The organism is Reyranella sp., assembly GCF_004297405.1.
Taxonomy (GTDB): Bacteria; Pseudomonadota; Alphaproteobacteria; order Reyranellales; family Reyranellaceae; genus Reyranella.
On sequence record NZ_SCVC01000039.1, the window covers coordinates 55,513 to 77,776 of the forward strand.

The window sequence follows — 22,264 nt, forward strand, 5'->3', positions numbered from 1 at the left end:
TTTAACCACGCAGGGCGGCGCCCGTCGCTTTGGTCACCGCCGCGACGATCTTCGCGGAAACCGCCTCGATCTCCGCATCGGTCAAGGTACGCTCGACCGGTTGCATGGTGACGGCAACGGCCAGCGACTTCTTGCCTTCCGGTACGCCCTTCCCGGCATAGACGTCGAACACGCGGGCCGCGGTGATCAGCACCTTGTCGGCATTGCGTGCGGCGCGCACCAGCTTCTCGGCCTCGACTGCGGCATCGACCAGGAAGGCGAAGTCGCGTTCGACAGGCTGGAAGGCCGAGACCACCAGCTTGGACCGCGCCTTGCTCGCCTTGGCCTTGGGCAGCGGCGGCGCATCGAGGAACACCTCGAAGGCTGCGACCGGACCCTTGAAGTCGGCGGCGGCTGCGATCTCGGGATGCAGTTCGCCAAAATAGGCCATCACGCGGTCGCCGAGCTTGATCGCGCCCGAGCGGCCGGGGTGATACCAGTCCGGCGCGCCGGTTTGGGTCGAGAGATTGTCGGGCGCGCCAATCGCGGCCAGCACGGCCAACGCATCGGCCTTGGCATCGAAAGCATCGACCGCGCGGGCAGGGCCTGCCCAGTTGCGCGGGATCGCCATGTTGTGACGGATGCCGGCGGCCACGGTGCGCTGGCCCTGCGGCGTCGCATCCTTGTACTGCGGGCCCACTTCGAACAGCGCCGGATCGACGAGGCCGCGCGCTTCGTTGCGCGCCGCTGCATCGATCAGGTTGGGCAGGATCGAGGGCCGCATCGTGTCGAGCGTGGCGTCGATCGAGTTCAGCAGGCACAGGTCGGCCTGGCCGCCACCGAAGCGCTCGGCCTTCTTGCGTGGCAGGAACGACCAGGTGACGGCCTCGTTCATGCCGCGCGCACCCAGCGCCCGGCGCGCCTGTGGCACACGCCGCTGCATCGGATTACGCACCGGCTTCGATGTCGCCGACAGCCGCGGCAGCGACGTGGTCGGGATATTGTCGAAGCCATAGACGCGCGTGACCTCTTCGACGAGGTCGGCCTCGCCCACGATGTCGGAGCGCCAGGACGGCACTGCGGCAGTCCAGGGGCCATTGCCGCTCACCGCGAAGCCCAGCTTGCCGAGGATGGCCGCCGTTTCCGCTGCCGGTACGTCGATGCCGGTCAGGCCCTTCACGCGGTCCGTACGCAGGTCGTAGCTGCGCTGCCAGGCGGGCATCACGCCGCTCGAGACGAGTTCGCTCGCCTCGCCACCGCACAGGTCGAGGATCAGGCGAGCCGCGACCTCGGCGCCCCACCGCACCGATTCGGGATCGATGCCGCGCTCGAAGCGATAGCGCGCGTCGGACTGGACGCCGAGCTTGCGGCCCGAGGCGGCGGTACGAATGGGATCGAAGTAGGCGACTTCGAGGAAGACCTCGGTGGTGTCTTCCTGCACGCCGGTATCCTCACCACCCATGATGCCACCGATGCCGTGCACGCCCTTGGCATCGGCGATCACGGCGATCGTGGGATCGAGCGTGTAGGTCTTGCCGTCGAGCGCCAGGACCTGCTCACCCTCGTGCGCCTGACGCATCACCAGATCGCCGGCGAGCTTCCTGGCGTCGAACACGTGCAGCGGCCGGTTGAGATCGAAGGTCACGAGGTTGGTGATGTCGACCAGCGCCGAGATCGGACGCAGCCCGATCGCCTTGAGGAGGCGCTGCAGCCAGTCAGGCGAGGGGCCGTTCTTGAGGCCGCGGAAGTGACGGCCGACCACGATGGGGCAGGGACTGTCGGGCTTGGCCTCGTAGCCATGCGTCCATTTGATCGGGCTCTTGTAGCTGCCGGCGACCTTGTCGACCTTCATCGGCTTCAAGGTGCCGAGGCCGGCGGCGGCCAGGTCGCGGGCAATGCCGTGCACGCCCAGGCAATCGCCGCGGTTGGGCGTCACCTTGATCTCGATCACGGCGTCGTCGAGCCCGAGCGCCTCGGCCGCCGGCTGGCCGGTCACGGTCCCGGCCGGCAGGTCGATGATGCCACTATGGTCGTCGCCGAGCTGCAGCTCGCGCGAGGAACAGAGCATGCCGTTGCTCTCCTCGCCGCGGATCTTGCTGGCCTTCAGGGTCATGTCCGTGCCGGGGATGTAGCTTCCGGTCGGGGCGAAGATGCCCTTCATGCCGGTCCGCGCATTGGGCGCACCGCACACGACCTGGACCACACCAGTGCCGGTATCGACCTTGCAGACGCGCAGCCGGTCGGCGTTGGGATGCTGTACCGCCTCGACGACATAGCCGACCACGAAGCCCTTCAGGGCCTCGGCCGGATTGCTGATGCCCTCGACTTCGAGGCCGAGCATGGTCAGCGCGTCGCGCACCTCGGTGAGCGTCGCATTCGTATCGAGATGTTCCTTCAGCCAGGAAAGCGTGAACTTCATCGCGCGAGCCCTCCGGTCAGCGAGGGCATCTCGAGGGCCGAGAAACCGTAGTGGCGCAGCCAGCGCAGGTCGGCGTCGAAGAAGGCGCGCAGATCGGGGATGCCGTACTTCAGCATGGCGATGCGATCGATGCCCATGCCGAAGGCGAAGCCCTGATAGACGGCGGGATCGAGGCCGCAATTGCGGATCACGTTGGGATGCACCATGCCGGAGCCCAGGATCTCCAGCCACGAATCGCCGGCGCCGATCTTGAGTTCGCCATCCTTCCACGAGCAGCCGATATCGACCTCGGCCGAAGGCTCGGTGAAGGGGAAGTAGGAGGGGCGGAAACGCAGCGGCAGGTCGTCGATCTCGAAGAAGGCGCGGCAGAAATCGACCAGGCAGCCCTTGAGGTGGCCCATGTGCGTCGTGCGGTCGATCACCAGGCCTTCGACCTGATGGAACATCGGCGTGTGGGTGGCGTCGCTGTCGATGCGGAAGGTGCGGCCCGGCACGATGATGCGCAGCGAGCCGCCATCGGCCAGCATCTTCTGCACGTTCTTGTCCAACATGGTGCGCGCCTGGCCGGGCGACGTGTGCGTACGCAGCACCATCGGCATGCCGTCGGCGCGTGAGGGCAGATAGAATGTGTCCTGCATCTGCCGCGCCGGATGATCGGGCGGGATGTTGAGGGCGGTGAAGTTGTGCCAGTCGTCTTCGATATCGGGACCGTCGGCCCAGGTGAAACCCATTTCGCCGAAGATGGCGCCGAGTTCGTCCATCACCTGGCCGATCGGATGCAAGGTGCCCTGGCTCTCGGGCCGCGCCGGCAGGGTGACGTCGATCCTTTCGGCAGCGAGCTTGGCTTCGAGGGCAGAGGCGCTCAGCGCACCCTTGCGCGCGTCGAGAGCGGCTTCGATCTCGCCCTTGAGCTGATTGACCCGCGCGCCGAATTCCTTGCGCTGCTCGGGCGCCAGCGCGCCCAGCGTCTTCATCAATCCGGTGACGCTGCCCTTCTTGCCGAGCGCTGCAACGCGTGCGGCATCGAGCGCGCCGAGATCAGCGGCGGCCTGCACCGCTTCGAGCGCTTCGCTGCGTATCGTCGAAAGATCGTCCATCTTTCCCACTCTCGAAACCGAACACGAAAAAAGGGAGCCTGTGGTCCAGGCTCCCTCTTTGCGATCTCTATCCGTTGCGCCTGATAAGACGCGGGCGGACGTTACTTGAGGGCGGCCTGGGCCTGATCGACCAGGGCCTTAAATGCCGCCGGTTCCCGCGCCGCGAGATCGGCCATGACCTTACGGTCGACCTCGATCCCGGACTTCAGGATGCCGTTCATGAACTGCGAGTAGGTCATGCCATGCTCGCGGACAGCGGCGTTGATGCGCTGGATCCAGAGGCCACGGAACGCACGCTTCTTGTTGCGACGGTCGCGGTAAGCATACTGAAGGCCCTTCTCGACCTTCTCGATGCCGACGCGGAACGCAGCCTTGGCGCGGCCGCGATAGCCCTTGGCGAGCTTCAGAACCTTCTTGTGACGAGCGTGTGCAGCCACGCCCCGCTTTACGCGTGCCATGGTCTACCTCTCGTACGGGAAGAAGTTGCGCTTGATGATCCGGGTATCCGGCTCGGACACGATGGTCATGCCGGTCGCCTGACGGAGGAAGCGGTTACCCCGCTTGCTCATGCCGTGGCGCTTGCCCACGACCCCATGCTTCACTTTTCCGGAGGCCGTGAAGCGAAAACGCTTCTTGGCTCCGCTCTTGGTCTTCATCTTGGGCATTTTTGTTCCTTTTCAAAGGGTTAGCGCTTGCGCGCCGGCCCGGACCGAAGTCCGGAAAGTCCTTACGAAGCAGCCGAGGCAATGCCCTTATTGGCCAAGCCACTCGAAGGAACGGGGCTTATAGCGATGCGACCGGGCGCGTGCAAGCACAGCGGGATCGGGCAGAATGGCGATCTGACGGGGGATTTTCGCATGAAGCTGGCAGGAAAGGTGGCCCTGGTGACGGGCGCCCAGCAGGGGATCGGGGCTGCGATCGCCCGCGCGCTCGCGGGCGAGGGCGCCGATGTGGCGATCACCTGGCTCGATGACCAGGCCGGCGCCGAGGCGGTGGCCACCGACATCCGGAAGGCCGGCCGCCGCGCGCATCTCATCAAGGCCGACGTCGCACGGCTGGCCGAGATCGAAGCCATGGTCGCCGAGACGGTCCGGACCTTGGGCACGCCCGACATTCTGGTGAACAATGCCGGTGTCTATCCTCGCGTGCCGCTGCTCGAGATGCGCGAGAGCGACTGGGATCATGTCCTCGACATCAATCTCAAGGCTGGCTGCTTTGCCACCATTGCCGTGGCCAAGGCGTTGATCGCGGCCGGCCGGAAGGGCGGCGCTGTGATCAACCTGTCCTCCGCTGCAATCCGCGGCGCGGTGCGCGGCGTGCACTACAGCGCCAGCAAGGGCGGCGTGGTCTCGATGACACGTGCGCTGGCACTTGAACTGGCGCTGCACGGCATTCGCGTGAATGCCATCGCGCCTGGTCTCACCGACACGGCGCAGCCGCGCTACGGCAACACCGACGCCGAGCTGATCGAGATGGCGCGGACCAACATTCCTTTGGGTGGTCGTCTACTGACTCCGGATCAGATTGCACGCACGGCTGTCTTTCTCGCGTCGGAGGATGCAAGCGCTACGACGGGTCAGGTGCTGCACGTGAACGGTGGATCGTACATGCCCTGAAGGTGACGACTCCATTCGCCATTGACAGTGATCCCGGCACGTGTCTGAGTCTCTCCATCGACGTCAGACGCGGAGGTTTAGATGCTTCCACCGGGTCAACGTTCCGCAATGATTGCTGGTGCAATCTTTCGGGCATCGGCATAGCGGACACACACACGAATGGCGCGCCGGGGCGGTCCCCGTGGGTCGCATCAGTTAGGCAAGACCCCAATTGGACCGCCCCCGACGTGGCTCTATCGTTTCTCCAATTGATCGACACGAACCACGCTCGCGGGAACGACAAGCCGTTTCGTGCGTTGTCGGTTTGTTATGTCGAAGACTGCAACCATCGCATTGCTTGCCTGCCTCGCTGCCACTGATGCGGGAGCACAGACGAGTTCAGAAAAAGTCCGCGACAATCCCGCCGCCCAGTATGTGCTGGTGAAGACCGTTACCGGCCAGTCGCTCGGCGTTCTCAAGGCGCGCGCGCTGCCGGTAGAGGTGGATGGCTACAATCTGCTGAGATACTGCTGGACGCCCCACAACGTGCTGGGGGAGTGGAGTGATCGCGCAGGTTTGACGGGCGAGATGGTTGTGCGCTCCCTGGAGACCCTCGCTTGGTCGCGCGATCTCGTCCGCGCAGGCTATCCCGAAAAGCCGACGGCCGAGGCGATCGGGCGCTACGAAGCGGCGCTGGTTAACGCGAAGTTCGCCGGTGCCGCGCGCACGCGGGCGCTCGAAACCCTGCAGAGCGAGCTCGACGGGCTGCGGCGGCAAACGCCGGGCGCGGCGGTGATCCACGCCGTCTATCGCTGCGATCAGCAACAGGCCTCGCTCGGCCTCAACTTCTCGACCGCGCCAGCGGGCGGCGATGTGCGCTTCATTCCCTTTGTGCTGCGCCAGATCTGCCAGACCCAGCAGCTCGACGCCGATGATGCATCGCGCTGCGATTACTGGCTGCCGGCACGACCAGATGGTCCAATGTCTTTCGCCGAGGAGACCGTCTACAGCGTGCGCTGGCGGGACGGCACAATTGGCGGTGGCCGGTTCAATCCCGATGAACAGCGCACCACGGGAACGGTGACCTTGCGCGAACGGTCGCCGCAGAAATAGGAAGCCGGCGCCTACGCTCCCTCGGCTTCGATGCGCTGCCACAGCGCAGTGATCATGGCTTTCAACGTAAGCGCATCCTGCCAGCGATCCGACAGTTCCGCGCCATCGGGGCCGGTGATGGCATAAGGCGGCGGTCCCAGTTCGCACAGGAACGTCAGCACGGCATCGGCGCTGGCACGCTTGCGCCAGGAACGGATGGCGTACTCCCACCATCCCATGAACAATTCGACCCAGCCTTGGTGCTGCGGGAAGCCCAGCGAGATCTGCACCTGCTCGCGGCTGGCGATGCGGCCGTGGATGCCCCAGGCATTGTCGAGCACGCGATGCATCATGCAGTGATTCTCGTCGTCGACCGGCCACGCGAATTCGCGTCCGACCAGATAGTGCGAGATATCCGCTGTCAGCCGCAGATCGGGAAAACAGTCGAGAAGCTGCAGCATGAAGAACAGATCGGTCGTCATGCGATCGCGATGGGTCTCGACATGGACCGCCACGCCCGACTGTTCGCTCAGTCGCCGCCAACCTTCCAGCAACGGGATGCAGTCCTCGAGCCGACGCGGCCGCACGTTCGGCTGCAGGTTGACGTGGTCGGCGCCCAACCGTGCCACCAGCTCGAGGACAGGTTTGAGATCGTCGACGCAGGTCGGATAGCACTGCGCCTGCCAGATCATGTCGTGCGCGCGCAGGAAGCCGGTCACCTCGGTGGCGAACTCCGGATCGATGAAGCGAACGCCGGCTCCATCGAAGCCGGCGTCGCGGATCATTTCGAGCTGCGTCTGCAGCGGCCACTCGTCGGCGTCTGCGCGACGCCGCTCCATGGCCCAGAGTGACTGCAGAACGCGAAGCTGCTGCGCCACGGATCAGGCTCGCGCTGGCTGTGCCGATGCCGATAGAGGCTGCTGCGAGTTGTCGTCGGCGATGTTCTCCTCGTAGGTCTCGGGGCCGGCCCAGATGGCCCAGGTGGTGAGCAGCGAGAGCACGATCACGTAGATCGACACCGGCCACCAGGAGCCGCTGGCCCACGCTACCAACGCCGTCGCGAGGAACGGTGCCGGGCCACCGGCCAGCAACGATCCCAACTCGCGGGCGAAGGCGAAGCCCGCGAAGCGTCGCTGCGGCGGGAAGAGCTCGGCGAAGTAGGAGGCCTGCGGCCCGAACATCGCCGCCGTCACCACGGCGCGCGCGAGGATGAAGGCGAGCGCGATGTAGATCCACTCCTTGGTCTCGACCAGCCAGAAGAACGGGAAGGCGAGGGCCACGCCGGCCAAGGCGCCGAACATATAGACGGGTCGGCGTCCGATCCGATCCGAGAGGGCCGCGAAGCCCAGGATTGTGAACAGCTCGACGATGAAGGCGACCATGAGGGCACTCAGGGCATCGGCGCGGGGGACGCCCAGGCTGATGACGTAGCTCAACCCCCAGACCGGGAAGAGGTAACCCAGGCCGTTCTCCGCAAGGCGGGCGCCGAGCACGACCATGAAGTTGCGTGGATGCTTGCGCAGCGCTGCCATCGCCGGATTGGCTTCGACCTTTTTCCGGGCGACCACGGCCTCGGTGTACACCGGGGTCTCGCTGACACGCAGACGGACATAGATGCCGACGGCGATCAGCAGGACGCTCGCGAGGAACGGCACTCGCCAGCCCCACGCCATCAGCTCCTCGCGTGGCAGCATGGTCACGAGCGCGAAGGCGCCGGCGGCCATCAGGTTGCCGACCGAAACGCCGAGCGGTGCGAAGCCGCCCCAGAAACCGCGATGCTTCGGTGGCGCATTCTCCACCAGGTAGATCACCGCGCCGCCATACTCGGCGCCGGCGCCCAGCCCTTGCACCACGCGTAGCGCGACGAGGAGGATCGGCGCCCAGTAGCCTATCTGTGCATAGGTCGGCAGGAGGCCGATGAGTGTGGTGCCGATGCCGATCATCAGCAGAGTGATCACCAGAACCGGCTTGCGGCCATAGCGGTCGCCCATGATGCCGAAGATGATGCCGCCCAGCGGCCGGACGACGAAGCCGACGCCGAAGGTCAGGAAGGCTAGCAGCGTGCCGACAAGCGGATCGCTCTTCGGAAAGAAGAGTTCGCCGAAGACCAGCGCGGCAGCCGTGCCGTAGAGAAAGAAATCATACCATTCGAGCGCCGAGCCGACGCTGGCGGCAATGATCACACGCACCGGCATCTTCTTGCCGGCGTCCTTGGTCGTCGTAGTCATGGTGTTTCCTCACGAGATTGTTCTTTTTGAAGCGGCCGGCATTCCTTGCCGGTCTCGTTCGCCAGCTAAGCGGCGCGATTGAAGTAGGATTTCGTCGCGATGGATTGCGTCTCGTAGATCGATCCGCTGCGCAGTGGCGGCGGCAGGGGAATACGCACCGGTGCTGCCGTCAGGCGTGGCTCTATGACCGAACCGCCGGCCAGCAGGCGGCTGTCGAACTCGTCGAAATCCTTCACGCCCATCAGTGGCCAGGCATCGCTCGCGGCGACTTCGTAGAGCAACAGGTTGCGCGGACGGTCCGACGTGTTGAGCGCCGATCCGTGCAGCGCGCGGACATGGTGGAACGACATGCTGCCGGCGCTGCCCATGCAAGGGATGGCGCGATCGATCTCCGCGCGAATCTCGTCAGGATCGATCAGGCCGGCGAAGCGGCCATCCGCGCCGTGATGGCTCCATACCGGACCAGTGTGCGTGTTCGGCGACACCAGCATGGGGCCGTTGGAGAGGTCGGTGTCGTCGAGCAAGACGCCGATCGCCAGCACGTCGTCGTTGGTGTGCGGATAGAAAGCCCAGTCCTGATGCCACTCGACGGGCGAGCCGTAATGCGCCGATTTCATGTTGAGCTTCGACCCGTGCAGGCGCAGCCCCGGCCCGAGCAGGGCCTTCAGGATGGCGATCACCTCCGGGCTGCGCACGACCTCGTCGAACACGGCGTGCACTTTGTGCGGCGCCTTGATCCGCCGCACGCGCGGGCTGGCCGGGGTGTGGCCGGGTTCGAGATCGTAAATGTCGGTATGTTCGGTGGTGCCGGCGGCTCCGGCCACTAGTTCGGCTACGACCTGGCGCATGCGGGCCAGGGTCGGGCTGTCGAGGACATCCGGCACGACGATGACACCGTCCTGCTTGTAGGCTTGGACTTCCCGCTCACCGATCATGGTTTCCCTCCTGGGGTTTCTTGATTGCGGAAATGATAGCGCTATCATTCTCGGCCGAGCTATCCCTTTCTTGCAGACCACCTGCGCTAGGAGATATGCCGGTGGGCATGGAAAACGGGCCGTCGGACCCTCTGAAACCACCGGTGCCGACGCTGATGGCCGTCGCCAGAATGGCGGGGGTGTCGCCGATCACGGTCAGCCGGGTCGTGCGCCGGCCGGACATTGTGTCCAGCGGGACGCGGCTTCGCGTCGAAGACGCTATCCGCAAACTGGGCTATGTCCCGAACATGGTGGCCGGCTCGCTGGCCAGCGCCCGCACCAAATCGGTCGGCGTGCTTGTTCCGACCATCGCCAATTCGATCTTCGCCGACACGGTGCAGGGCCTGTCCGACGTCCTCGAGCCGCTGGGGTTCTCCGTCATCCTGGCGCAGTCCGGCTACGACCATCAGCGCGAGGAGCGGATGTTGGCGGCGCTGCTGTCACGGCGGCCTGAAGCGATCATCATGGTCGGCGCGCCAGTCACCGCCGAGGGCGCCGAGATGCTGCGGCGGGCGCGCATTCCCGTGGTCGAGACCTGGGAACTGCCGGCGGCGCCCGTCGATGCGGCCGTGGGTTTCGACAATCACGATGCTGGCGTGGTCGTGGGCCGTCATTTCGCCAAAGCCGGCCGACGCCGGCTGGCCTTCGTCGGTGGCGATGATCGCCGCGCGACGCAACGGTGGCATGGTTTCGTCGAGGCCGCGCGCGAGGCCGGGCTCACCGAGCCGCGGCGCGTGCTGATCGAGTGGCAGTCCGGTGCTGGCGCGGGAGCGGCGCTCCTCGCCACGGCGCCCGACGCCGATGCCGTCTTCGCGGCCAACGATGCCTATGCCATTGGCCTGCTGTCGGCTCTTCGGCGCGCTGGCCGGCTCGATGTTGAGCCCGGAACGGTGCCACCGATTGCAGTGGTCGGCCTGGGCGATCTCGAGATGGGCCGATTGTTCTCGCCGACGGTCAGCACGATCCGCATCGACGGCGCAGCCATAGGCCGGGCCGCCGCCGAACTGGCGCTCGATCCGACCAAGCCACGCCGTGTCGATCTGGGCTTCGAACTTGTCTTGAGAGAGAGCGGTTGAAGCGGGCCGACGTCGCGTCGATCCCGCTCAGCCGCTTACGCCGGACTAATCACTTCGGTGCCAGTACCATGATCATCTGCCGGCCTTCCATGCGCGGCATCGATTCGATCTTGGTCAACGGATCCATCTCGCCGCGGACGCGGTTCAGGACCTGCAGGCCGAGTTCGGAATGCACCATCTCGCGGCCACGGAAGCGCAGGGTGACCTTCACCTTGTCGCCTTCCTCAATGAACCGCTTCATCGCGCGCATCTTCACTTCGTAATCATGCTCGTCGATGTTCGGGCGCATCTTGATCTCTTTGACCTCGATGACCTTCTGATGCTTGCGCGCTTCGTGGGCCTTCTTCTGGGCCTCGTACTTGTACTTGCCGTAGTCTGAGATCTTGGCGACTGGGGGCACCGCATTGGGCGAAATCTCGATCAAATCGAGACTGGCTTCTTCGGCCATTTCAATCGCTTCGCGGGTGTTGAGGACGCCGACCATGTCGCCGTTCTCGTCGATCAGTCGCACTTGCGGCGCTCTGATCTCGCCGTTGACGCGCGGACCCTCACGGGTCGGGGCAGTCTGTTGAGCAGGTCGTGCTATGGCTTCATTCTCCTTTGTCGAAGCCCCCTTCCATCTCGAAAGTCGGGGCGGGAAGTCGAGTCTTGGCCGCCCTAGAAGGGCGGCCGCGCCTCTACTGAAAGTTTAGTGACGGCGGCCCCGAGTTCAAGGACCTCCTGCTTTTCCGAGCCCAATCGCCGGATGGCCACCGTGCGGCCGTCCATGTCGCGCCGGCCGACCGCGAGGATCAGCGGCACATGCGCCAGCGAATGTTCGCGGACCTTGTAGTTGATCTTCTCGTTGCGCAGGTCCGTCTCGACCCGCATGCCGGCGGCGCGCAAGGCCGAGGCGACTTCCTCGGCATAGCCATCGGCATCGTTCACGATCGTGACCACCACAGCTTGCGTCGGCGCCAGCCAGAGCGGGAAGCGGCCGGCATAGTTTTCGATCAGGATGCCGATCATGCGTTCGAAGCTGCCGAAGATGGCGCGGTGCAGCATGACGGGTCGCTTGCGCGATCCGTCTTCCGCCACGTAGCTGGCATCGAGCCTCTCGGGCAGCACGAAATCGACCTGCAACGTGCCGCACTGCCAGTCGCGGCCGATCGCATCGCGCAGTACGAACTCCAGTTTCGGGCCGTAGAATGCACCCTCGCCAGGGTTGAGGATGACGTCGAGGCCGGCCGCCTTCGATGCCGACAGAAGCGCGCCCTCGGCCTGGTCCCACACCGCATCCGAACCGGCGCGCACGGGCGGCCGGTCGGAGAACTTCACGAAGTAGTCCGTGAAGCCCAGGTCGCGATAGACCTCGTCCAGCAGCTTGCAGAAGCGGATCGTCTCGCTCTCGATCTGCTCCTCGCTGCAGAAGATATGCGCGTCGTCCTGCGTGAAGTTGCGCACGCGCAGGATGCCGTGCAGCGCGCCCGACGGCTCGAAGCGATGGCATGAGCCCATCTCGGCCATGCGCAGCGGCAGCTCGCGATAGCTGCGCAAGCCTTGATTGAAGATCTCGACATGGCAGGGGCAGTTCATCGGCTTCAGCGCGAAGATGCGCTTCGTATCGTCGGCGATGAACTCCTTCAGGCCTTCCTCGTTCTCGCTGAGATACATGTTCTCGCGGAACTTCTCCCAGTGGCCCGACTCTTCCCAGAGCTTGCGGTCGACGAGCTGAGGCGTCTTGACCTCGACATAGCCGCCGGCTTCGAGCTTGCGTCGCAGATAGCCTTCGAGCGTGCGCCAGAACGTCCAGCCCTTGGGGTGCCAGAACACCATGCCTGCCGCTTCTTCCTGCTGATGGAAGAGGCTCATCTCGCGGCCGAGCCGGCGATGGTCGCGCTTCTCGGCTTCCTCGATACGCGTCAGGTAGGCCTTGAGATCCTTGTCGGAGAAGAAGACCGTGCCGTAGACGCGCTGGAGCTGGGCGTTCTTGGCGTCGCCGCGCCAGTAGGCGCCCGACACCTTCGTCAGCTTGAACGCCTTGCCGAGCTTGCCCGTCGAGGGCAGGTGCGGGCCGAGGCACATGTCGAGCCAGTCGCCCTGCTTGTAGACGGAGATCTCCTCGTCCTTCGGCAGTTCGTCGGCCCACTCGGCTTTGAACTTCTCGCCGTGCTGGACGAAGTAGTCCTTGATCTTCGCGCGGTCCCACACTTCGCGCGTGATCGGCAGATCGCGATCGACGATCTCGGCCATGCGCTGCTCGATCTTGGCAAAGTCTTCGGACGAGAAGGGCTCGGACCGCACGAAGTCGTAGTAGAAGCCGTCCTCCGTGGAGGGGCCGAACGTGATCTGCGTACCGGGATAGAGCTCCTGCACTGCCTGCGCTAGCACATGGGCTGCATCGTGGCGCAGCAATTCCAGGGCATCGGGATCGCGTGACGTCACGATGCCGATCTTGGCGTCGTGATCGACTACGTAACCGAGGTCCTTCATCTGCCCGTCGATGCGCAGCGCCAGGGCCGCCTTGGCAAGGCCCGGACCGATCGAGGCGGCGATATCGGCGCCGCTGACCGGTTTATCGAACGACCGGACCGAACCGTCCGGCAAGGAAATGTTGATCATGGTGTCCACCAGCTAACGAAATTGCGAACAAGATACGTCTGCCGACGTGAAAACGTCGGCCACAACGGGCCGGGAAGCGGCACGAGTGCCAGCGCCCGGCCGAATCAAGTTCGTACGGTGGTGGTGTTGGCTGGAGCGGTTGAAAACCTGCGTTCCATGCGCTTGGAGATAGGCGGGGGTCCGACCCGAGTCAAGCTAGGTCCTCGGCGGTCTCAGGGGATTCGCAGGCGCTCGTAGAGCGCGAGAAGGCGGGCGTTGGACTGCGCCAGGCTGAACTGGCTGCGCACATGCTCCTGCGCGGCCCGCGCCAGTTCCGCACGCCGCTCGATCGACAGCGAAAGCGCGGCTTGCAGCGCATCGGCCAGTGCCGCCGGATCGTTGGGAGGTGCCACCCAGCCAGTGACGCCAATACGCACGGCCTCGGCTGCCCCGCCGCCATCTTCGGTCACGACGGGCCGGCCCATCGCCTGCGCTTCGATCAGTGTGCGGCTGAAACCCTGGCGAGTGCCGCCTGTCGCTACGACCACATCGGCCAGCATGTAGGCCGCGGGCATGTCGTCGACATAGGGACCGATCTGCACGCGGCCCTGCAGCTCGGCGGCCACGATGGCATTTTCCAGCTCCTTCTCGAACGGCGTCGATGCGCCGGTCGAGCCCAGGAGCAGACAGAAGACATCGTCGCGGCCCAGCCGCTTGATCGCTTCGATCAGGATCTTCTGACCATTGTCTTCGGTGAAGCGCGCTGGGCAGAGGACGAGAAGACTGCCGTCGGGCACGCGCAGTTCGCCGGCCAGCCGGATCAACCGGTCAGCGCGCACGATCGCCGGATCGAACCGGTCGAAGTTGATGCCGGGCGGGATCGTCTCGAGACGGTCTTCGAGCGCGGGGAAGCGTTGCAGCGCATCGCGCGCGACATGGTCGGACACGGCGATCACCGCGTCGGCGCGCGACTGGCGCCGCTCGATGAAGCGGCCGGCGAGATCGTGCGCGAGGAACGGGCGATGCAAGGTGGCGATCCACTTGATGCCGAGGCGTCGCGCGAGGGCGCGGGCGACCCATCCTGTTGCAGGCGAGCGCGCCTGGACGACATCGACCTTTGCTTCGCGCAGGCTCGACGCCAGCTTGCTGGGCAGGGTCAGCCGGCCCCACACCGCATGCGTGCTGTCGGGCAGTTCGAGATGGCTGGCGCGCAAACGCAGCAGGTCGGGGACCATGGCGCCGCCGGGCGAGGCGACGACCGCCGAACCGCCGGCGGCAATCACCGCCTGCGCGGCGTCGAGCGTCGCGCGCGCCAGGCCACCGCCGGCCAGCGTGGGAACGATCTGCAGCAGGGTTGGCGCGGACACTGTGTTTGCTTAAGCGTAAGAAGAACAGAGGATCGTGCAGGTAACACGGGAGCCGGTGCGTGGGTAGGGTTGAGCAATTGCAGCGCGACGACGGCAATTACGTTGCCTATGCAAGGACGTCGGGAAAGTCGCCGACAGTCGTGTTTCTCGGTGGCTTTCGATCGGACATGACCGGCACCAAGGCCGTTGCGCTCGAAGCCTGGGCCGAAAAGTCCGGTCACGCTTTTTTGCGCTTCGACTATCTCGGTCATGGTCAGTCTTCGGGCCGCTTCGAAGACGGAACGATCGGTCGCTGGAAGGACGATGCTTTGGCCGCCATCGATTCGCTGACCGACGGCAAGCTCGTGCTGGTGGGCTCGAGCATGGGCGGCTGGTTGTCACTGCTGGCAGCGCAAGCACGGCCGGAGCGACTCGCAGGCCTGGTGCTCATCGCCGCCGCGCCCGACTTCACCGAACGCATGCTGCTCGGCGGCCTTTCATCCGAAGATCGCGCGATCCTTCAGCGCGACGGCCGCCTCGAACGGCCTTCGCAATACTCGGCCGAACCGTCGGTCTTCACCTGGAAGCTGATCGAGGAGGGGCGCAACCACCTGCTCCTCGACAAGCCATTGGCGCTGCCCTGTCCCGTGCGCCTGCTGCATGGCCAGAGCGATCCCGACGTGCCGTGGGAATATTCACTGCAGATTGCCAGGCACCTCGACGCGCCAGAGGTGATCACCACCTTCGTCAAAGGCGGTGATCATCGTCTCAGCACGCCTGCCGACATCGCTCGCCTGATCGCGACGGTCGAGGAGCTGACGCGCTAGCCTGCAGCCGCGGCGATCGCCTTCAAACCTTCGCGATAGGTCGGGTAGCGCAGCACGACGCCGAGATCGCGCTTCATCCGGTCGTTCCGTACGCGCCGGCTTTCCATATAGAACGACCGCGCCATCGGGCTCATCGCCGGCGCTGCCTGCTCCCAGGGAATGGCCGGCGGCACGGGCATGCCAAGCAGCTCGAAGGCAAGGGCGATCACGTCGCTGTTCGGGGCCGGCAGGTCGTCGGCCACATTCCAGAGTGCCGTCTCGCCTGAGCGTGCCATCGCGCGCACTGCCGCATTCGCGACATCCTCGACGTGAATCCGCGAGAAGAACTGGCCGGGCTTGTCGATACGCCGCGCCGTGCCGGCTTTCACTCGATCGATAGCGCTGCGTCCCGGACCGTAGATCCCAGGCAAGCGCAATATGTCGAGCGTGGCGCCGGTTTCCCGAGCGAGATCGCGCCAGGCTTGTTCGGCCGCCAGCCGCTCGATGCTGCGCGCCCGGCCCGGCGTGGCCGGTGTCGTTTCATCGACCCAGCCACTGCTGTGATCGCCATAGACGCCCGTGGTCGAGAGATAGCCCAGCCATCGGGCACGGCCGAGCATCGGACGACAGGCGCCGAGGGTGGGATCGCCGGTCTCCTTGGGCGCGATGGTGCAAAGAACGTGCGATGTGTCGTTCAGCGTCGACGCCGGCAGGGCCGCTGTGCCGTCGAATGTATATGTCTCGATGCCCTCTGCGCGAAGGCGATTGGCTTTTTCGCCGGCCGTGCAAGTTCCAGCAACACTCCAACCCTGCGCTTGCGCAAGCTTGGCGATTTCAAGGCCGCTATAGCCCAGACCAAAAATGAAAAGACGCCTTGTCATCTTGTCAGGATCGCTGTGGCGCGGTTCTTTTCAACTATGTTGTTTCGTCACAAGGCGCTTTGGCTCTCGGCCGCGCTGTTTCTCTCCCCGGCCGCGGGCGCGCAACCTATTCCCGTCGTTCCGGCGACACCGCAGCCGACGATTCCCGGCCCCGGCGTGCTCGATATCCCGCCGGACCATCAGCGCCGCTACGCCGAATGCATGAAGCTGGCGCGCGGCGAGCCGCTGAAGGCGCTGCCGCTCGCCGAGAAGTGGATGAGCGAGGGCGGCGGCATGGGGGCGCGTCACTGTGTGGCCATCGCCATGTTCCAGTCGGGCAAGTACGCCCAGGCCGCGGCGCAGTTCGAGGCGATCGCTCGCGATATGGGCCATGAGCGGCCGGGCCTGCGCGCCGAGCTATGGGCGCAGGCGGGGCAGGCCTGGATGGAGGCGAGTGCGGCCGACAAGGCAGCCCAGGCGCAGAGCCGCGCGCTCGAACTCAAGACCGACGATCCCGATCTATGGGTCGATCGTGCCCTTTCCTATGCCGCCATGCAGTCCTGGCAGCGAGCCATCGCCGACTTCGATCGCGCGATACGACTGCGTCAGGACGATGTCGAGGTGCTGGTGCTGCGCGCTGCCGCCTGGCGCAATGCGCGCGACCCTGGCCGCGCGCTGGCCGATGCGGGTCGCGCACTTTCGATCGCCCCCGACCACACCGAAGCGCTCCTGGAGCGCGGCTTTGCCTATCTGGCGCGCGGCACGCGCGATGCCGCCAACAGAGATTTCGAACGGGTGCTCAAGCTGGTGCCACCGAACTCCGCGGCCGCGCGGCGCGCCGAAGCCGGCCTCAGCGGCAGTCTTCCGGTCGCCCCTGCACCGGCGACACCGGGCGCTCCGCCGCCAGCCGGCGGGAAGCGATAGCGTCATCCCCCTCCCTGATGTAAGAGCCATACAAATGAACCAATTCCTCTCGTCGATCGCGCTCCTCGGTACATTGGTCATCGCGGCGCCGACCTTCGCCCAGACACCTCCTCCGGTAACGGCAGGCCAACCCCAGCCGCCCTCGTCCTACTATCCCGCACCGCCGCCATTGCAGGCGCCGTCGACCCAGCAAGGCGTGCCGACCACTGGCCTCAGCTCGCCGCTGCCGGCGGGTGAACACAAAGTCGAGCGCACCGACATTGCCTCCGACGCCGAGGCGCAGCTTTTCGCCGATGCACGCAAGATCGTCTGGGGTCGCTACGCCAAGATCAAAGGCGCCAAGGCTGGCGAAGTCACTGTGACGCGCCAGGGCAATCTCTGGGTCGTGAAGGGCCGCATCGATAGCGTCGCCCCCGGCACCGAAGGCGATTGGGCGTCGGTCGACGGTGTTGTAGAGCGCATCTCGGCAGGTGTCGTGCAGATGAAAGGCGAAGTCGCCTTCCGCATCGCCAAGCTCGAGAATGGCACGCCCTGCAAGGTGGCTGGCACGCTCCATTTCCGTCGCTCCGGCAAATCGAACGTCTGGCGTCTGGCTGAGGGCGACAATCCCTGCGACGGCAAGCGCGAAGGTTTTGACCTCGTGCTGGAAAAACCTGCTGAGAAGAAGCCCGTCCCTGCGCAGCCGAAGCGTAGCTAAGACCTGATCTTTACGATCTCTTCGCGCGCCAGGCGGTCGGCGCGCTCGTTCTCGGGATGGCCGCTATGGCCTTTGACCCAGTGCCATTCGACCTGATGGGGACTGCGCGCCGAGTCGAGGCGCTGCCATAGCTCGACGTTCTTCACCGGCTTCTTGTCGGCGGTGCGCCAACCATTCTTCTTCCAGCCGTGGATCCACTTGGTGACGCCGTCCTTCACGTAGGTGCTGTCGGTGAACAGCCGGACGTGACAGGGGCGCTTCAATGCTTCGAGCCCCTGGATCGCCGCCATTAGCTCCATGCGGTTGTTGGTCGTCGCCGGATCGCCGCCGGAGAGTTCGCGTTCGCGGTCGCCCATTCGCAGGATGGTGCCCCAGCCGCCTGGTCCCGGATTTCCGCTGCAAGCGCCGTCGGTGAAAATCTCTACTTTGGTGTGGGTCACAGGCCGTAATCCGCCAGTGAATTTGTGCTGCGATGGAAGCGCAGCTTGGCGAGGTATTCCTGCGGGTCCTTGCGCTTGACCAGCGCGTTGGGCGGCGTGTGCACCCAGTCGTAGAGCCGGGTCAGCAGAAAGCGCAGTGCCGAGCCGCGCGCCAAAAGCGGCAGCGCCTTGCGCTCCGCGTCGCTGAGCTTGCGCACCCTGTCGTAGCCCTGCAGCAGGTTGCGCGCCTTGGTGGCGTTGAAGGCGTTGTCGACCTCGAAGCACCAGGCGTTGAGGCAGATGGCGACGTCGTAGGCCAGCAGGTCGTTGCAGGCGAAATAGAAATCGATCAGGCCCGAGAGCTTGTCGTGCAGGAAGAAGACATTGTCGTTGAACAGGTCGGCGTGGATCACGCCCGACGGCAGGTCGCTCGGCCAGTTGGCTTCGAAGAAGTCGATCTCTGCGGCAAGCTCGCTGTCGAGCGCCTTGTCGATGTGATGGCGCGATCCTTCGAATAGTGGCCGCCAGCCAGCCACTGACAGGGCATTGGGCCGCTTCAACGCGAAATCCTTGCCGGCGAGATGCAGTCCCGCCAGGGCTTCGCCGACGGGCCCGCAATGACCGACGTTGATACGGCGCGGCGACAGGCCGTGCAGGAACGTCGTGATGGCGGCAGGCTTGCCAGCCAGGGTGCGCACGGCACTGCCGTCGCGGCCGTGGATCGGCTGCGGGCAATTGATGCCGCGCGCCGACAGATGGTCCATGAGGCCGAGGAAGAAGGGCAAATCCTTTGGATCGACGCGCTTTTCGTAGAGCGTCAGGAAATACTGCCCCTTGCTGGTGGTCAGCAGGTAGTTGGAGTTTTCGACGCCTTCGGCCACGCCTTTGAGCGCATCGGCCTCGCCGATATCGTATTCGGCAAGAAAGGCTTCGAGATCGGTATCACTGACTTCCGTATAGACCGCCATCAAACCACCACTACGCCACCAGGGCTCGCGGCAGTTTGAACACCACGCTCTCCTCGGTCGTCCGCACTTCTTCGACGGTGACGTCGTAGCGCGCGCGACAGGCCTCGATCAACTCATCGACCAGCAAATCCGGTGCGGAGGCGCCGGCGGTGATGCCGAGTCTCCTGGCGTCGCCCAGCCAGGCCCAGTCCATGTCGATCGCGCGCTGCACCAGTCGCGAATGCGCGCAGCCGTAGTTGGCCGCGACCTCGACAAGGCGCATCGAGTTCGACGAGTTGGGCGCGCCGATCACCACCAGCGCGTCACATCGCTCGGCGATCGCCTTCACCGCGGCCTGACGGTTGGTCGTGGCGTAGCAGATGTCTTCGAGCTTCGGCCCCTGGATGGCCGGAAAGCGGCGACGCAGGACGGCAACAATCTCGATCGTGTCGTCGACCGACAGGGTCGTTTGCGTGGCGTAGGCGAGGTTCAGCGGGTCGGCGACGTCGATCTGCTCCGCCTGTTCGATATCCTCGACCAAGAGGACCGCGCCCGGCGGCAACTGACCGATCGTGCCGATGACCTCGGGGTGACCCGCATGGCCGATCAGGATGACGGTGCGGCCGGAAGCGGCGTGGCGTTCGGTTTCGCGGTGGACCTTGGAGACCAGCGGGCAGGTCGCGTCGACATAGATCATGTTTCGGCGACCGGCCTCGGCCGGGACCGATTTCGGCACGCCATGCGCAGAGAAGACGACGGGACGGTCGTCGGGTACTTCGTCGAGCTCCTCGACGAAAATCGCGCCCTTGGCCTCGAGGTTCTCGACCACGAAGCGATTGTGCACGATCTCGTGGCGCACATAGACCGGTCGGCCGTAGCGTTCGATGGCGCGCTCCACGATCTGGATGGCGCGGTCGACCCCGGCACAAAAGCCGCGCGGGCTGGCCAGCAGGATCGTGAGCGGCTTCTTCGAGGCAATCATGAAAAAACGTTCACTAGGATGCAGGTCCGTTCGCTTGCGGCCCTGCGGGCCATTGCCTAGAGTCCGCGCACGACGGATTTGCGCGGCACCGTAACAAAGCCGCCGCAACGGGGAAAGCAACATGACCGAGCCGGTTGTCGCGGCCAAGGCGCCAGCAAAGGTGACGCTTGAGGCGGGCAAGGACTACTGGTGGTGTGCTTGTGGGCGTTCCGCGAGCCAGCCCTTCTGCGATGGCAGCCACAAGGGCACCGGGCTTGCCCCGATGAAGTACACCGCGCAAAAAGCCGGCGATTACTGGCTCTGCGCTTGCAAGCAAACCCACAAGCAACCCCTCTGCGACGGCACCCACAAGACATTGGCATGACCTTGAAGAAAATCGTTTTCGCCGCGCCGGTCGCGCTGGCGCTCGTTCTCAGCGGCTGCGGCGGCGGTTCGTCGACCCCAACCGCCAACGTCTATTGCCCGACGGCCTTCACCGTGCAGGACGCCGGCCGGATCACCCATTTCAAGCCGGGCGGCGGTCGCGACCCGCGTGACATCGAATACGAGGCGTCGCTGGTCAGCGCAGCGACCCAGTGCGAACTGAAACGCAAGCAGATGAACGTCACTTTGGTGATGCGCATTGCCGTCAACGCCGGACCGTCGGTCACGGGCGCGCCGACGCAGGTGCCGTACTTCGTACGCGTGCTGACAGGAGCGGGCACGGTTGCACAGGGCCAGGATTTCATCGCCGGCTTCAAGCTGTCGGCGGCCAATCCGCGGGGGCAGTCGCAGGAGGAGCTGGTGCTCACCTTGCCCTACAGCCAACCGAACGACCTCTCCGCCTATCGTATTGCCGTCGGCCTGAAGCCGACGCAGGAAGAACTCGACTACAATCGGCGGATGGACGGACGCCAATGACCGCATATGCCGACAGGTTGGAAGCATTGGCCGCTGAGGCGGCCGATCGCTGCACGACCTGCGGCAAATGCTTCGAGGCCTGCCCGACGGCTCGCGAGAGCGGCCTCGACATGGCGGCGGGCGTGCAGAGAGTCGGCGAACTCCTTGCCCTGACGCGAGGCGATGGACCCGCGGCGCCGACTCTGCAGTCGTGGCTCAACGCCTGCGACGGCAGCGCGCGCTGCAGCGACGCCTGCCCCGAGGACATCAACGTCCGCCAGTGGGTGACCATCGCCAAGCTGAAGTCGCTGCAGGTCAGCCGGCCTGTGAGCGACGGGGCGACCCAGGCCGCCAGCCGGTTCCGCCACATGGCGCAGGCGGTGCGACTGCTGGCCAGCATGCAGCTCCCCTCGGAGACGCTGAAGAAAATCCTCGTGCCGGCCGAGCGGCGCACGGCTGATGTTCTTTTCTATACGGGCTGCAATGTGCTGCGCACGCCGCACATCGTGCTGAACGTCATGGATATCCTCGATTCGCTCGATCTCGACTTCGACGTGGTCGGCGGCACCGCCCATTGCTGCGGCGTCTATCAGTTCCAGGAAGCCGATCTGCCGACCTACGAGCGCATGGGCCATCGCACCTTCCAGCGCTTCGGTCAGTCGGGCGCGTCGAAGGTGCTGACCTGGTGCCCGACCTGCACCAAGAATTTCGACGAGCTCGAGAAGGACGTCGAGGCGCCGTCGTTCGGCCTCGACCATATCAGTGAGTTCCTTGCCGCCAACCTCGACACGCTGAAGGCGCGTTTCAAGGCGGACCAGCCCAAGCGCCGCGTGGTGATCCACGAGCATCTGGGCATTGGCGCCACGGTCCAGAGCATTCGCGACCTGCTTCGCGCCGTGCCCAATCTCGAGCTGGTGGAGCTGCCGCAGGATTCGGGCTTCTCCTATGCCTGCGGCGGCCAAGCTGCGAAGTTCAAGGAGCGTGAACAGGCGATCCATCGCGGGCTGGTGATGGGCGCGGTCGAGGCTGGCGCCGACACGATCGTCACTATGTATCATTCCTGCCATCGCGCTTTGTCCGGCGCCGAGGCGATCTACCCGCTGCGTGTCGTCAACTTCACCGACATTTTGGCCGAGGCGCTGGGCCGTGGCGGCCACCCCGACTACTACCAGCTCTACAAGAAGGGCGGCGCCATGGACGAAGCCGTCGCGGCGGCACGCGGCTTCCTGCTGGGCAATGGCGTGAAGGTCGACGAGAATGCCGTGAAGTCCCTGACGGCGGACATTTTCAACGAGACTGGCCTCGGCGGTCCGCGCGAGGCTTTCACCGACGCCTTCACCGCGCTGGCACGCGAGGGTTAGCGA

General features: G+C 65.2%; 23 protein-coding genes. 9 read left to right on the top strand and 14 right to left on the bottom strand.

Annotation, left to right across the window (positions count from 1 at the left end):
- Position 1 precedes the first annotated feature (1 nt).
- From pheT to rpmI, 4 genes are all read right to left on the bottom strand, one after another.
- Complete coding sequence (gene pheT / locus EPO50_RS24835) at positions 2 to 2,398, bottom strand: phenylalanine--tRNA ligase subunit beta (protein ID WP_296348578.1); 2,397 nt, start codon at positions 2,396 to 2,398, stop codon at positions 2 to 4.
- Entirely contained in the window at positions 2,395 to 3,495 is a 1,101-nt protein-coding gene (gene pheS, locus EPO50_RS24840) for a phenylalanine--tRNA ligase subunit alpha (protein WP_296348580.1), read from the bottom strand. The genes pheT and pheS overlap by 4 nt, the downstream gene beginning before the upstream one ends.
- A gap of 101 nt (positions 3,496 to 3,596) precedes the next feature.
- Positions 3,597 to 3,953 (bottom strand): 50S ribosomal protein L20, encoded by a 357-nt coding sequence (rplT, locus tag EPO50_RS24845; RefSeq protein WP_020698044.1) that lies wholly within the window; start codon positions 3,951 to 3,953, stop codon positions 3,597 to 3,599.
- Positions 3,954 to 3,956: 3 nt separating this feature from the next.
- Positions 3,957 to 4,160 (bottom strand): 50S ribosomal protein L35, encoded by a 204-nt coding sequence (gene rpmI / locus EPO50_RS24850; protein ID WP_296348583.1) that lies wholly within the window; start codon positions 4,158 to 4,160, stop codon positions 3,957 to 3,959.
- Positions 4,161 to 4,352: 192 nt separating this feature from the next.
- Between rpmI and EPO50_RS24855 the strand changes: the two genes are divergently transcribed.
- Positions 4,353 to 5,111 carry an SDR family NAD(P)-dependent oxidoreductase gene (locus EPO50_RS24855; protein WP_296348586.1) on the top strand — a complete coding sequence of 253 codons (759 nt, stop codon included), beginning with the start codon at positions 4,353 to 4,355 and terminating at the stop codon, positions 5,109 to 5,111.
- Between the two features lie 309 nt (positions 5,112 to 5,420).
- Positions 5,421 to 6,203 carry a hypothetical protein gene (locus tag EPO50_RS24860; RefSeq protein ID WP_296348588.1) on the top strand — a complete coding sequence of 261 codons (783 nt, stop codon included), beginning with the start codon at positions 5,421 to 5,423 and terminating at the stop codon, positions 6,201 to 6,203.
- Positions 6,204 to 6,214: 11 nt separating this feature from the next.
- Here the strand turns inward: EPO50_RS24860 and EPO50_RS24865 are convergent, their stop codons facing one another.
- From EPO50_RS24865 to EPO50_RS24875, 3 genes are all read right to left on the bottom strand, one after another.
- Positions 6,215 to 7,060 carry a sugar phosphate isomerase/epimerase gene (locus EPO50_RS24865; RefSeq protein ID WP_296348590.1) on the bottom strand — a complete coding sequence of 282 codons (846 nt, stop codon included), beginning with the start codon at positions 7,058 to 7,060 and terminating at the stop codon, positions 6,215 to 6,217.
- Between the two features lie 3 nt (positions 7,061 to 7,063).
- The gene (locus EPO50_RS24870) at positions 7,064 to 8,410 is read right to left on the bottom strand and encodes an MFS transporter (protein WP_296348592.1); all 1,347 of its coding nucleotides are present in this window, start codon (positions 8,408 to 8,410) and stop codon (positions 7,064 to 7,066) included.
- A 65-nt stretch (positions 8,411 to 8,475) separates the two neighbouring features.
- Positions 8,476 to 9,345 carry a phytanoyl-CoA dioxygenase family protein gene (locus tag EPO50_RS24875; RefSeq protein ID WP_296348594.1) on the bottom strand — a complete coding sequence of 290 codons (870 nt, stop codon included), beginning with the start codon at positions 9,343 to 9,345 and terminating at the stop codon, positions 8,476 to 8,478.
- A 107-nt stretch (positions 9,346 to 9,452) separates the two neighbouring features.
- On the opposite strand from EPO50_RS24875, the gene EPO50_RS24880 reads away from it, so the two are divergent.
- Complete coding sequence (locus EPO50_RS24880; protein WP_296348798.1) at positions 9,453 to 10,460, top strand: LacI family DNA-binding transcriptional regulator; 1,008 nt, start codon at positions 9,453 to 9,455, stop codon at positions 10,458 to 10,460.
- Positions 10,461 to 10,509: 49 nt separating this feature from the next.
- Here EPO50_RS24880 and infC read toward each other — a convergent pair whose 3' ends face one another.
- From infC to EPO50_RS24895, 3 genes are all read right to left on the bottom strand, one after another.
- A complete protein-coding gene (gene infC / locus EPO50_RS24885; RefSeq protein ID WP_296348800.1) occupies positions 10,510 to 11,046 on the bottom strand; it encodes a translation initiation factor IF-3 in 537 nt (178 codons plus the stop codon).
- 71 nt (positions 11,047 to 11,117) lie between these two features.
- Positions 11,118 to 13,061, bottom strand: a complete 1,944-nt coding sequence (gene thrS, locus EPO50_RS24890; RefSeq protein ID WP_296348596.1) for a threonine--tRNA ligase — start codon at positions 13,059 to 13,061, stop codon at positions 11,118 to 11,120.
- Positions 13,062 to 13,273: 212 nt separating this feature from the next.
- A complete protein-coding gene (locus tag EPO50_RS24895) occupies positions 13,274 to 14,407 on the bottom strand; it encodes a glycosyltransferase (RefSeq protein WP_296348598.1) in 1,134 nt (377 codons plus the stop codon).
- Positions 14,408 to 14,466: 59 nt separating this feature from the next.
- On the opposite strand from EPO50_RS24895, the gene EPO50_RS24900 reads away from it, so the two are divergent.
- A complete protein-coding gene (locus tag EPO50_RS24900; protein ID WP_296348600.1) occupies positions 14,467 to 15,213 on the top strand; it encodes an alpha/beta hydrolase in 747 nt (248 codons plus the stop codon).
- Here the strand turns inward: EPO50_RS24900 and EPO50_RS24905 are convergent.
- The gene (locus tag EPO50_RS24905; protein ID WP_296348602.1) at positions 15,210 to 16,073 is read right to left on the bottom strand and encodes an SDR family oxidoreductase; all 864 of its coding nucleotides are present in this window, start codon (positions 16,071 to 16,073) and stop codon (positions 15,210 to 15,212) included. The genes EPO50_RS24900 and EPO50_RS24905 overlap by 4 nt on opposite strands.
- A 36-nt stretch (positions 16,074 to 16,109) precedes the next feature.
- Between EPO50_RS24905 and EPO50_RS24910 the strand changes: the two genes are divergently transcribed.
- Positions 16,110 to 16,976, top strand: coding sequence for a tetratricopeptide repeat protein (locus EPO50_RS24910; protein WP_296348604.1), 867 nt, complete (start codon positions 16,110 to 16,112; stop codon positions 16,974 to 16,976).
- 34 nt (positions 16,977 to 17,010) lie between these two features.
- A complete protein-coding gene (locus tag EPO50_RS24915) occupies positions 17,011 to 17,673 on the top strand; it encodes a hypothetical protein (RefSeq protein WP_296348606.1) in 663 nt (220 codons plus the stop codon).
- On the opposite strand, the gene rnhA is transcribed toward EPO50_RS24915, so the two are convergent.
- From rnhA to ispH, 3 genes are read right to left on the bottom strand one after another with little or no spacing between them, the layout of a single operon-like run.
- Complete coding sequence (gene rnhA / locus EPO50_RS24920) at positions 17,670 to 18,113, bottom strand: ribonuclease HI (RefSeq protein WP_296348607.1); 444 nt, start codon at positions 18,111 to 18,113, stop codon at positions 17,670 to 17,672. The genes EPO50_RS24915 and rnhA overlap by 4 nt on opposite strands.
- Positions 18,110 to 19,060, bottom strand: coding sequence for a homoserine kinase (locus tag EPO50_RS24925; RefSeq protein ID WP_296348609.1), 951 nt, complete (start codon positions 19,058 to 19,060; stop codon positions 18,110 to 18,112). Before EPO50_RS24925 ends, rnhA begins: the two co-directional genes overlap by 4 nt.
- Positions 19,061 to 19,070: 10 nt before the next feature.
- Entirely contained in the window at positions 19,071 to 20,021 is a 951-nt protein-coding gene (gene ispH / locus EPO50_RS24930; RefSeq protein ID WP_296348612.1) for a 4-hydroxy-3-methylbut-2-enyl diphosphate reductase, read from the bottom strand.
- Positions 20,022 to 20,142: 121 nt separating this feature from the next.
- On the opposite strand from ispH, the gene EPO50_RS24935 reads away from it, so the two are divergent.
- The 3 genes from EPO50_RS24935 to EPO50_RS24945 are packed head-to-tail and all read left to right on the top strand — an operon-like array spanning position 20,143 to position 22,261.
- Positions 20,143 to 20,385, top strand: coding sequence for a CDGSH iron-sulfur domain-containing protein (locus tag EPO50_RS24935; RefSeq protein WP_296348614.1), 243 nt, complete (start codon positions 20,143 to 20,145; stop codon positions 20,383 to 20,385).
- A complete protein-coding gene (locus EPO50_RS24940; protein ID WP_296348616.1) occupies positions 20,382 to 20,921 on the top strand; it encodes a hypothetical protein in 540 nt (179 codons plus the stop codon). Before EPO50_RS24935 ends, EPO50_RS24940 begins: the two co-directional genes overlap by 4 nt.
- Positions 20,918 to 22,261 (top strand): (Fe-S)-binding protein, encoded by a 1,344-nt coding sequence (locus EPO50_RS24945; protein WP_296348618.1) that lies wholly within the window; start codon positions 20,918 to 20,920, stop codon positions 22,259 to 22,261. Before EPO50_RS24940 ends, EPO50_RS24945 begins: the two co-directional genes overlap by 4 nt.
- Positions 22,262 to 22,264 lie beyond the last annotated feature (3 nt).

Bases quoted from the DNA above. Each gene is read 5' to 3' on its own strand.
- pheT (WP_296348578.1), bottom strand. From the start codon at position 2,398: ATGAAGTTCACGCTTTCCTGGCTGAAGGAACATCTCGATACGAATGCG.
- pheS (WP_296348580.1), bottom strand. From the start codon at position 3,495: ATGGACGATCTTTCGACGATACGCAGCGAAGCGCTCGAAGCGGTGCAG.
- EPO50_RS24910 (WP_296348604.1), top strand. From the start codon at position 16,110: ATGTTGTTTCGTCACAAGGCGCTTTGGCTCTCGGCCGCGCTGTTTCTC.
- EPO50_RS24940 (WP_296348616.1), top strand. From the start codon at position 20,382: ATGACCTTGAAGAAAATCGTTTTCGCCGCGCCGGTCGCGCTGGCGCTC.
- EPO50_RS24925 (WP_296348609.1), bottom strand. From the start codon at position 19,060: ATGGCGGTCTATACGGAAGTCAGTGATACCGATCTCGAAGCCTTTCTT.
- rplT (WP_020698044.1), bottom strand. From the start codon at position 3,953: ATGGCACGCGTAAAGCGGGGCGTGGCTGCACACGCTCGTCACAAGAAG.
- EPO50_RS24945 (WP_296348618.1), top strand. From the start codon at position 20,918: ATGACCGCATATGCCGACAGGTTGGAAGCATTGGCCGCTGAGGCGGCC.
- thrS (WP_296348596.1), bottom strand. From the start codon at position 13,061: ATGATCAACATTTCCTTGCCGGACGGTTCGGTCCGGTCGTTCGATAAA.
- EPO50_RS24860 (WP_296348588.1), top strand. From the start codon at position 5,421: ATGTCGAAGACTGCAACCATCGCATTGCTTGCCTGCCTCGCTGCCACT.
- EPO50_RS24875 (WP_296348594.1), bottom strand. From the start codon at position 9,345: ATGATCGGTGAGCGGGAAGTCCAAGCCTACAAGCAGGACGGTGTCATC.
- ispH (WP_296348612.1), bottom strand. From the start codon at position 20,021: ATGATTGCCTCGAAGAAGCCGCTCACGATCCTGCTGGCCAGCCCGCGC.
- EPO50_RS24905 (WP_296348602.1), bottom strand. From the start codon at position 16,073: ATGACAAGGCGTCTTTTCATTTTTGGTCTGGGCTATAGCGGCCTTGAA.
- EPO50_RS24915 (WP_296348606.1), top strand. From the start codon at position 17,011: ATGAACCAATTCCTCTCGTCGATCGCGCTCCTCGGTACATTGGTCATC.
- EPO50_RS24870 (WP_296348592.1), bottom strand. From the start codon at position 8,410: ATGACTACGACGACCAAGGACGCCGGCAAGAAGATGCCGGTGCGTGTG.
- rpmI (WP_296348583.1), bottom strand. From the start codon at position 4,160: ATGCCCAAGATGAAGACCAAGAGCGGAGCCAAGAAGCGTTTTCGCTTC.
- EPO50_RS24880 (WP_296348798.1), top strand. From the start codon at position 9,453: ATGGAAAACGGGCCGTCGGACCCTCTGAAACCACCGGTGCCGACGCTG.
- EPO50_RS24935 (WP_296348614.1), top strand. From the start codon at position 20,143: ATGACCGAGCCGGTTGTCGCGGCCAAGGCGCCAGCAAAGGTGACGCTT.
- EPO50_RS24855 (WP_296348586.1), top strand. From the start codon at position 4,353: ATGAAGCTGGCAGGAAAGGTGGCCCTGGTGACGGGCGCCCAGCAGGGG.